Below are 9,213 nucleotides of genomic sequence, written 5' to 3' on the forward strand. Positions count from 1 at the left end.
GGGCCAGCGAGTAGAGCCAGGGCCGCCACTCGGCGGGCGTCGCGGGGCGCCGCCGCGGCTGGCGTTCGGCGATCGCGAGTACGTCGCCGAGGGCGGCGACGGCGCCGTCGTGGTCGCACAGCACCGACATGCAGTAGGTGAACAGGCCGTCCAGGTAGGGCTCGTACTGCTCGGGCGGGTGCTGTGGCGGCGGCTGCCGGGCGGGTTCGGGGTCGGGGCTGCTCGTCACCCCGCGAACGTAGGCGCATAGTGGCGTACGGATCGGGGTGGTTCGGCGCTTCTCACTCCCACGGGTGACGTTGTCACTCAATGGGGGACGTCGTCCTTGTGAGAGTGTTCGCCTCCCGCCGGCGGCGTCCTCCGGTGGCCCCGATCCGTACGCGCGCAAGGGTCTGTCTTCAATCTCGCGTCGTTCGCCCGTAGGGCGGGCGGCGCGGCGTCTGGTGCGTGCGATCGCAAGGCGGAGGGTCGACCGCATAGTGGGCCTATTCGGTCCGTCCCGACAACGCAGCGAGCGTGCGTGCCAGGCGTCGCGCCGCAGACGGGAGATTGAAGACAGACCCAAGGGCCGCGCAGGGCGCCGCGACCGCCGCGCCCAGGGCGAGGCCCGCCGCCGCGTCGAGCGGGTAGTGCACGCCGACGAAGACCCGCGACGCCGCCAGCAGCACGCCGAACGGCAGCACCCACGCCGCGATCCGCGGCCACGCCACCGCCAGCGCGACGGCGGCGGCGCCGGCGATCGCCGCGTGGTTGCTGGGGAACGACCAGTCGCCCGGCGGCGGGCAGTCCGCGAGCGGCTCCGCCGCCCCGTCCACCGCCCGGCACGGCCGCTCCCGCGCCACCCACACCTTCACCAACTCGCTCAGCCCGTACGCCGCCAGCGTGCCCGCCGCCCCCGCCACGACCGGCGCGCGCCGCGGCGCCGCCCACCACGCGGCGGCGAAGAGCGCGGCCAGCAGCAGCAGTCCGGCGTCCGTGCCGTACTCGGCGAGCGCGTGCAGCCACTCGGGCGTGCGGCGGGCGAACGAGGTGGCGTCCCGGTACAACTCGTCGTTCATGCCGGGACGGTACGAACCGTGTTCGGTTCACCACTTCCGGCGAAAGTCAGTACGCTCCCCTGACGAAAGTCAGATCGCGACGGCGGGTACGGGACCGCCTTGCGCCCCAAGTCTCGTAAGGTTTCCGCGTGGGATCTTTCCGCCGTCCTGTCGGTCCGCTGCCGTCCGCCATCTACTGGCGGCGCCGCGCGGTCCTGATCGGCCTGCTCGCCGTGCTCGCGATCTTCGCCGTCGTCGTCATCAACCTCGGGGGCGGCAGCGAGAACGCCGCCGACGAGGGCAAGAACCCCGCGGAGTCGATCACTCCGGGGCCGACCGACGACTCGACGGTGATCGACGACCCACCCGGGGGACGCGAGGAGGACGGCGGCGGCTCGGGCGGATCCGGCGGCTCCGGCGACGAGGACGGCGGCGGTTCCGGGGGCTCGGGCGGCTCCGACGGCTCCGGCGACGGCGACGACGGCGGCCAGGGCTCCGGCGGCGAGGACGGCGGCTCCGCCGGCGGCGCCGGTTCCGGGGGCGGCGCGGGCACCGCGGGCGGCGGCTTCGGCGTCGGCTCGGACGGCGTGCCGGCCGGCTCGTCCATGGCCGCGTGCGACCCGGACGACGTGGAGCTGACGCTGCGCAGCGAGGAGCGCTCGTACGCGCCGGGGGAGCGGCCGGTGTTCGAGCTGACCGCGGTCAACTCCGGTGCCGAGGACTGCAAGCTGGACTTCTCGCCGACCTCGACGGTGCTCACGATCTCGACGTCGACCGGCGGCGAGAGCCGGTGGTGGGCGTCGGACGACTGCCCGTGGACGACCGACCCGATCCTGCTGGCGGTGCCGGCGGGCAGCGAGGTCTCGCGGACGTACGAGTGGGACATGCGGGCGAGCGAGCCGCGCTGCGCGACGCCGAAGGCGGGCACGGCGGGCGCCGGGAGCTACGAGGCGGAGGTCAGCGCGGCCGGCTTCGCGACGGCGACGGCGCCGTTCGTGCTGGAGAAGTCCTGACGGCACCCGCGCGGCGGAGTGTTGACGGCCGTACGTTCTGCGGCGCTGCCCCGGCACGGCACGTTGACGGCCGTACGTCCCCACGAGGCGCCCGGACACAGGACGTTGACGAGCGTATGTCTCCATGAGGCACGCGGGCGCCGGGCGTTGACGGCCGTACGGCCGCGGGAGGCACGCGCGCGCGGGACGCTCGGCCCCGGCGCCGCGCCGCCCGCGTCAGACGTAGCGCTCCAGGATCGACGACTCCGCCAGCCGCGACAGCCCTTCGCGCACCGACCGGGCCCGCGCCTCGCCCACGCCGTCGACCGTCTGCAGGTCGTCGACGCTGGCCGCGAGGAGCTTCTGCAGGCCGCCGAAGTGCTCCACCAGCCGGTCGATGACGGCGCTGGGGATGCGCGGCACCTTGGCCAGCAGCCGGTAACCGCGCGGCGAGACCGCCGCGTCCAGGGTCTCGGGCACGCCCGTGTAGCCCAGCGAGCGGGCCACGATGGGCAGTTCGAGCAGCTCGCCGTGGGCGAGCCGGTCCAGCTCGGTGAGCGCGCGCTCCACGGTGTGCGGGCGGCGGCCGGTGCGCTCCGGGACGTAGTCCCTGACGACGAGCTGGCGTTCCGGCTCGACGCCCGCGATCAGCTCGTCGAGCTGGAGGGACAGCAGCCGGCCGTCGGTGCCCAGCTCGACCACGTACTCCGCGATCTCGGTGGCGATCCGGCGCACCATCTCCAGCCGCTGCGCGACCGCGGAGACGTCCCGCACGGTCACCAGGTCCTCGATCTCCAGCGCGGAGAGCGTGCCGGCGACCTCGTCGAGCCGCAGCTTGTACCGCTCCAGGGTGGCCAGCGCCTGGTTGGCCCGGGAGAGGATCGCGGCGGAGTCCTCCAGCACGCGCCGCTGGCCGTCGACGTACAGCGCGATGAGCCGCATCGACTGGCTGACGGAGAGGACGGGGAAGCCGCTCTGGATCGACACCCGCTGCGCGGTGCGGTGGCGGGTGCCGGTCTCCTCGGTGGGGATCGAGGCGTCGGGCAGCAACTGCACGCCCGCGCGCTCGATCCGCGTGATGTCCTGGTCGAGGACCACGGCGCCGTCGAGCTTGCACAGCTCCCGCAGCCGCGTCGCGGTGAACTCGACGTCCAGCACGAAGCCGCCGGTGCAGATGGACTCGATGATCTTGTCCGTGCCCAGCACGATGAGCCCGCCCGTGTTGCCGCGCAGGACCCGCTCCAGGCCGTCACGCAGCCCTGTGCCGGGCGCGACCGCGCTCAGCGCGGCCCTCACCGCGGCGTCGGAGCCGGAACTGCCCCCGGCTCTGCCCGGGGCGCCCGCCCGGTCGCCTGCTGCCACTGGAATCCTCCGGAATCCTCCGGTCGTCATTTCGGTGCTCTACGCGTGCGCCGGGTGGCGCACGCACGAGCCCCCTGCGCTCCCCCGCACGGAAGAGACCGGGGCAAAGTCTACCGGCGAGCCTCCTCGGGCTGCCGGGACTCCCTCGGCTCCTTCCCCGGCTCCTTCCCTTCACCCGCCTCCCGGGACCCGCCGCCCGCCCGCCGCCGGCCTGCCGGCAGTGCTCGCAACGCGTCTCCTATGTTCGCGACTTCCCGTACTTTCATGCCCGCGGGGATCTTCCCCGGATCCACCGGTACGAGCGCCTGCGTGAACCCGAGCCGGGCCGCCTCCGCCAGCCGCCGGGCCACCCCCGTCACCCGCCGCACCTCGCCGGCGAGGCCGACCTCCCCGATCGCGACCAGGTTCTGCGGCAGCGGGGTGTCGGTCGCGGCGCTGGCCAGCGCGAGTGCGACGGCCAGGTCGGCGGCGGGCTCGGAGAGCTTCACACCGCCGACGGTGGCACTGTAGATGTCCCGCTTGGACAGCGCGCGGATATCGCCGCGCTGCTCCAGCACCGCCAGCATCATCGAGACCCGGGAGGTCTCCAGACCGGACGTGGTACGCCGGGGGGAGGGGATCTGCGAGTCGACCGTCAGCGCCTGCACCTCCGCGACCAGCGGCCGGCGGCCCTCCAGGGTCACCGTCAGGCAGGTACCGGGTACGGGCTCGTCCCGCCGGGTCAGGAACAGGCCGCTGGGGTCGGCGAGGCCGATGATGCCCTCGTCGCGCAGCTCGAAGCAGCCGACCTCGTCCGTCGCGCCGTACCTGTTCTTCATGCCGCGGACCAGCCGCAGCCGGGCGTGCCGGTCGCCCTCGATGTGCAGCACGACGTCCACCAGGTGCTCCAGCAGGCGGGGTCCGGCGATGGCGCCGTCCTTCGTCACGTGCCCGACGAGGATCGTGGCCATCCCGCGCTCCTTGGAGGCCCGGATCAGCGCGCCGGCGACCTCCCGCACCTGCGCCATGCCGCCGGGGGCGCCGTCGATCTCGCCGGAGGCGACGGTCTGCACGGAGTCCAGCACGAGCAGCGCGGGCTTGACCTCGTCGAGATGGGCGAGGACGGCGGCGAGGTCGGTCTCGGCGGCCAGGTACAGCCCGTCGCTCAGCGCCCCGATGCGGTCGGCGCGCAGCCGGACCTGGCCGGCGGACTCCTCCCCCGTCACGTACAGCGTGCGCTCCCCGCCGACCGCGGCCTTCGCGGCGACGTCGAGCAGCAGCGTCGACTTGCCCACGCCGGGCTCGCCGGCCATCAGCACCACGGCGCCCGGCACGAGCCCGCCGCCGAGCACCCGGTCCAGCTCCGGCACCCCGGTGCCGCGGGCCTCGACGCGGCGGGCGTCGACCTGCGCGATGGGCAGCGCGGACGTCGTGACCCGGCCGGCGGCCGTGGTCTTCACCGCGGGCGCCCCGACCTCCTCGATCGTGCCCCACGCCTGGCACTCGGGGCAGCGGCCGAGCCACTTCACGGTGGACCAGCCGCACTCGGAGCAGCGGTACGCGGGGCGGTCCCTGCCGCCGCTCTTACGGGAAGCCATGCGCCTAACGTAGCGGGACCCGCTGACACCGCCGGGAGTTGTCCACAGGCGGGGTGCGGCGGCGGCCCCGGCCGCGGGCCCGCCGCCGTCCGGACTGTGGACAAACGGTCCGGACCGTGGGCAGGGGGCGTAGGCTCGGAGATTCGGATGTACCGCTCAGATGTGCCGCTCCCCGGGAGGGAAACATGCCCGCGCTGAGGTCCCGTACCGTCACCCACGGCCGCAATATGGCGGGCGCCCGCGCCCTCATGCGCGCCTCGGGCGTAGCGAACGAGGACATCGGCAAGCCCGTCGTCGCGGTCGCCAACAGCTTCACGGAGTTCGTCCCGGGGCACACGCACCTGGCGCCCGTCGGCCGCATCGTCTCCGAGGCCGTCAAGGCCGCCGGCGCGGTGCCGCGCGAGTTCGACACGATCGCCGTGGACGACGGCATCGCCATGGGCCACGGCGGCATGCTCTACAGCCTGCCCTCGCGCGACCTGATCGCCGACTCCGTGGAGTACATGGTGGAGGCGCACTGCGCCGACGCCCTGGTCTGCATCTCCAACTGCGACAAGATCACCCCCGGGATGCTGATGGCCGCCCTCCGGCTGAACATCCCCACGGTCTTCGTCTCCGGCGGCCCCATGGAGGCCGGCCGCGCCACCCTCGTGGACGGCACGGTCCGCAAGCTCGACCTGATCGACGCCATGGTGGACGCGGCGAACGACGGCGTCTCCGACGCCGACGTGCTGCGCATCGAGGAGAACGCCTGCCCCACCTGCGGCTCCTGTTCCGGCATGTTCACCGCCAACTCGATGAACTGCCTGACGGAGGCCATGGGCCTCTCCCTGCCGGGGAACGGCTCGGTGCTGGCCACCCACACCGCCCGCAAGGCGCTCTACGAGGCCGCGGGCCGCACGGTCGTCGACCTGACCACGCGGTATTACGAGCAGGACGACGAGACCGTCCTCCCGCGCAACGTGGCGAGCCGCAGCGCCTTCGAGAACGCGATGGCCCTCGACATCGCCATGGGCGGCTCGACGAACACGATCCTGCACCTGCTGGCCGCCGCCCAGGAGGCCGGCCTCGACTACGGCCTGGCGGACATCGACGCCGTCTCCCGCCGGGTGCCGTGCCTGGCCAAGGTGGCGCCGAACGTCGCCCCCGGCGGCACGTACTACATGGAGGACGTGCACCGCGCCGGCGGCATCCCCGCCATCCTCGGCGAGCTGTACCGCGCCGGCCTGCTGAACGAGGACGTGCACGCGGTGCACTCCGACTCGCTCGCGGACTGGCTCAAGCGCTGGGACGTCCGCGGCGGCTCCCCGTCGCCCGAGGCCGTCGAGCTGTGGCACGCGGCGCCCGGCTGCGTCCGGTCGGCGACGGCGTTCTCGCAGTCCGAGCGGTGGGAGTCCCTGGACACCGACGCCGGGGGCGGCTGCATCCGCTCGCTGGAGCACGCGTACTCCAAGGACGGCGGCCTGGCGGTGCTCAAGGGCAACATCGCCGCGGACGGCGCCGTGGTGAAGACCGCGGGCGTCGACGCCTCCATCCTCACCTTCGAGGGCCCCGCCGTCGTCTGCGAGTCGCAGGAGGAGGCGTGCGACAAGATCCTCGGCAAGCAGGTCAAGGAGGGCGACGTCGTCGTCATCCGCTACGAGGGCCCCAAGGGCGGCCCCGGCATGCAGGAGATGCTCTACCCGACGTCGTTCCTGAAGGGCCGCGGCCTGGGCAAGGTGTGCGCGCTGGTCACCGACGGCCGCTTCTCCGGCGGCACCTCGGGGCTGTCCATCGGCCACGCCTCCCCGGAGGCGGCGGCGGGCGGCACCATCGCGCTGGTCGAGGACGGCGACCTGATCCGTATCGACATCCCGAGCCGCGGCATCGAGCTGCTGGTCGACGAGCAGACCCTCGCCGAGCGCCGCGCGGCCCTCGGCGGGCGGTACGCGCCGAAGAACCGCGAGCGCAAGGTGTCCATGGCCCTGCGGGCGTACGCGGCCATGGCCACCAGCGCCGACAGGGGCGCCGTGCGGGACGTCACCAAGCTGGAGGGCTGAGCGCGGCGCGGGCCCGTCGCGCAGGGGGGCGGGACGGGCCGCGCGGGGCTCCGCGATAATCGGGTACGTGAGCGACAACCAGCAGCCCGAGAGCGCCGACGGCGCGCCCCGGCCCGAGCCCCTGCGGTTCTTCGGCACGACCTGGGTCGACCGCTCCGGCGGCTACTGGGCCCGCCGCACCGGCCTCGCCGTCCTGGCCCTCGCGCTGGCCGGCGGCGGCGCGTTCGTGCTGGCGCTGTCCTACAACGGCCTGCAGCTGGCCGACAGCGGCGGCCTCATACAGCTGCTGATGATCGTCGCCTTCGCGGTGTGCAGCTCGCTGGCCTTCACCCGCACCCTGAACGGCTTCAGCCGCCCGCACGAGCCCGGACCGGGCGACGGCTCGTTCCGGCCGATCCGGGTCATCGGCTTCGTCGGCGTGCTGCTGGCGTACACGGTGCGGAGCTTCGTCGAGGCACCGGGCGAGGGGCTGCTCCGCACGGACTACGAGTACCGCCTGGACCAGCACGCGCGGCGGCGCTCGTCCCGTACGGGCAACCCGGCGAAGCGCAAGCGCAAGAAGCGCCGCTGACCCGCAGCCCGCACCCCGCGTCCCGTCCCTCACGGCGTGCCCCCCCGCGGCTACGCCTCCTCCCGCGCCTCCGCGTGCGCGGCCACCCACCCGTCCGCCAGGTCCGCGAGCCGGTGCGCCGCCGCCGTGGTGCGCTCCCGGTCGCCCGTGTTGAGCATGTCGATCTGCAACCCCGCGAACGCCGCGTTGAGCAGCGTCGCGTAGTCCGTCGCCGCCTCCGCCGGCACGCCCCGGTCGCGGAACCAGCCCGCGACGAACTCCACCCGGTCCGCCAGCAGCCGCGACGTCGCGCCGCCCAGCCGGTCGCCCGCCGCGAGCCCCTCGATCTCGTGGATGAGCCGGGTGAGCGGCAGGTGCTCGGGCGTCAGGTGGTACTCCCACGTGGCCCGTACGACCTCGCCCATGCCCATCTCGCCGTCCGCGCCGGGCAGCCCGGCCAGCCACTCGCGCTGCCGCTCGTCCAGCCGCGTCAGCGTGGCGTTCAGCAGGTCGGCCTTGTCGGCGAAATGGTGGGTGAGCACCCGGGTGCTCTGCCCCAGCTCCTTGGCGAGCGGCCGCATCGACAGGGTGGCGAGCCCGTGGTCCACGAGGTAGTCCACGACCGAGTCGAGCAGGGCGGTCTTGCGGGCCGGGTCGGCGGGTCTGGGCATGGCACTCCTGGTACGTGTCACCGGGCCGCCCGCGTACGCGCGCACCGGGGTACGCACGTACGCGCACGGCCCGGAAACCGGTGGACGCCGTTAGGGTAACGACTGTTACCTTAACGGCATGGACGAGAATCCCACCCTGCAGAAAACCGCATCCCCCCTCCGCCGCTCCCTGCCGGGCTGGCTGATCGCGCTCACGCTGACGACCTTCACATTCTCCACCGACGACTACCTCGTCGCGGGCGTGCTCCCGGGCATCGCCGACGACCTGGACGTGTCCGAGGCCGCGGTCGGCCAGCTCGTCACCGTCTTCTCCCTGGTGCTCGCGCTTGCCGCCCCCGTCGCCTCCGTGGTCACCGCCACCTGGCCCCGCCGCCCCCTGTTCACCACCGCTCTCGCGGTGTTCGCCGCCGCGAACTTCGCGATGCCCTTCGTCGCCTCCTTCCCCGTCCTCATGGGGCTGCGCGTGGTCGCCGCGCTCGCCGCCGCCATCGTGGTGCCCGGCGCGCTCGGCGCCGCCGCGGCCCTCGCCCCGCCGGAGCGGCAGGGCCGCTACATGGGCACGGTCTTCGCGGGACTGACCACGTCGCTGCTGCTCGGCGTGCCGCTGGGCACCTGGATCGGCGCGGTCGCCGGCTGGCAGGGCGCGTTCGTCCTCGGCGGCCTCCTCGGCGTCGCCTCCCTCGCCGCTCTGTACGCGACCCTGCCCGAGCCGCCCCGCGGCGAGGCCCTGCGGCTGGCCGACCGGCTGGCCCCGCTCGCCCGCCCCGCGCTGCTCGTCGGCCTCGCCGGCACCGCCGTCGCCGTACTCGGCAACCTGATGGTGGTCACGTACCTCGCCGTCTACCTCCGCGACCTCGCCGGCCTCGGCCCCACCGGACTCGGCGTGATCTTCGTGCTGGCAGGCGTCTCCGGCATCGTCGGCAGCCAGCTCGGCGGCCCCGCCGCCGACCGGTGGGGCGCCGAGCGTGCCCTGCTGATGGGCTGC

At 74.1% G+C, this 9,213-nt stretch carries 8 protein-coding genes and 1 pseudogene; 4 read left to right on the forward strand and 5 right to left on the reverse strand.

The features are described 5' to 3' along the window. A pseudogene (locus tag H5J30_RS09335) lies at positions 1–229 on the reverse strand (sigma-70 family RNA polymerase sigma factor); the annotation flags it as partial. Between the two features lie 256 nt (positions 230–485). Further along, positions 486–1,058: a phosphatase PAP2 family protein gene (locus H5J30_RS09340; protein ID WP_258563211.1), complete on the reverse strand. Its 573-nt coding sequence runs from the start codon at positions 1,056–1,058 to the stop codon at positions 486–488. A 128-nt stretch (positions 1,059–1,186) separates the two neighbouring features. On the opposite strand from H5J30_RS09340, the gene H5J30_RS09345 reads away from it, so the two are divergent. Continuing rightward, complete coding sequence (locus H5J30_RS09345; RefSeq protein WP_181786863.1) at positions 1,187–2,050, forward strand: hypothetical protein; 864 nt, start codon at positions 1,187–1,189, stop codon at positions 2,048–2,050. 216 nt (positions 2,051–2,266) lie between these two features. On the opposite strand, the gene disA is transcribed toward H5J30_RS09345, so the two are convergent. Both disA and radA read right to left on the reverse strand, forming a co-directional pair. Further along, complete coding sequence (gene disA, locus H5J30_RS09350; RefSeq protein ID WP_181786865.1) at positions 2,267–3,391, reverse strand: DNA integrity scanning diadenylate cyclase DisA; 1,125 nt, start codon at positions 3,389–3,391, stop codon at positions 2,267–2,269. Positions 3,392–3,501: 110 nt separating this feature from the next. Continuing rightward, a complete protein-coding gene (radA, locus tag H5J30_RS09355; RefSeq protein ID WP_181786867.1) occupies positions 3,502–4,968 on the reverse strand; it encodes a DNA repair protein RadA in 1,467 nt (488 codons plus the stop codon). Between the two features lie 185 nt (positions 4,969–5,153). On the opposite strand from radA, the gene ilvD reads away from it, so the two are divergent. Both ilvD and H5J30_RS09365 read left to right on the forward strand, forming a co-directional pair. Beyond that, entirely contained in the window at positions 5,154–7,007 is a 1,854-nt protein-coding gene (gene ilvD, locus H5J30_RS09360; protein ID WP_181786869.1) for a dihydroxy-acid dehydratase, read from the forward strand. A gap of 67 nt (positions 7,008–7,074) precedes the next feature. After that, a complete protein-coding gene (locus tag H5J30_RS09365) occupies positions 7,075–7,578 on the forward strand; it encodes a hypothetical protein (protein ID WP_181786871.1) in 504 nt (167 codons plus the stop codon). 50 nt (positions 7,579–7,628) lie between these two features. Here H5J30_RS09365 and H5J30_RS09370 read toward each other — a convergent pair whose 3' ends face one another. Beyond that, positions 7,629–8,228 (reverse strand): TetR/AcrR family transcriptional regulator, encoded by a 600-nt coding sequence (locus tag H5J30_RS09370; RefSeq protein ID WP_181786873.1) that lies wholly within the window; start codon positions 8,226–8,228, stop codon positions 7,629–7,631. A gap of 118 nt (positions 8,229–8,346) precedes the next feature. Between H5J30_RS09370 and H5J30_RS09375 the strand changes: the two genes are divergently transcribed. Continuing rightward, positions 8,347–9,213: MFS transporter (locus H5J30_RS09375; RefSeq protein WP_181786875.1), on the forward strand; the 867-nt coding region annotated here is incomplete at its 3' end.

The sequence above is a fragment of the Streptomyces phytophilus genome (assembly GCF_013870535.1).
GTDB classification, from domain to species: domain Bacteria; phylum Actinomycetota; class Actinomycetes; order Streptomycetales; family Streptomycetaceae; genus Streptomyces; species Streptomyces phytophilus.

Bases quoted from the DNA above. Each gene is read 5' to 3' on its own strand.
- H5J30_RS09340 (WP_258563211.1), bottom strand. From the start codon at position 1,058: ATGAACGACGAGTTGTACCGGGACGCCACCTCGTTCGCCCGCCGCACG.
- radA (WP_181786867.1), bottom strand. From the start codon at position 4,968: ATGGCTTCCCGTAAGAGCGGCGGCAGGGACCGCCCCGCGTACCGCTGC.
- ilvD (WP_181786869.1), top strand. From the start codon at position 5,154: ATGCCCGCGCTGAGGTCCCGTACCGTCACCCACGGCCGCAATATGGCG.
- H5J30_RS09370 (WP_181786873.1), bottom strand. From the start codon at position 8,228: ATGCCCAGACCCGCCGACCCGGCCCGCAAGACCGCCCTGCTCGACTCG.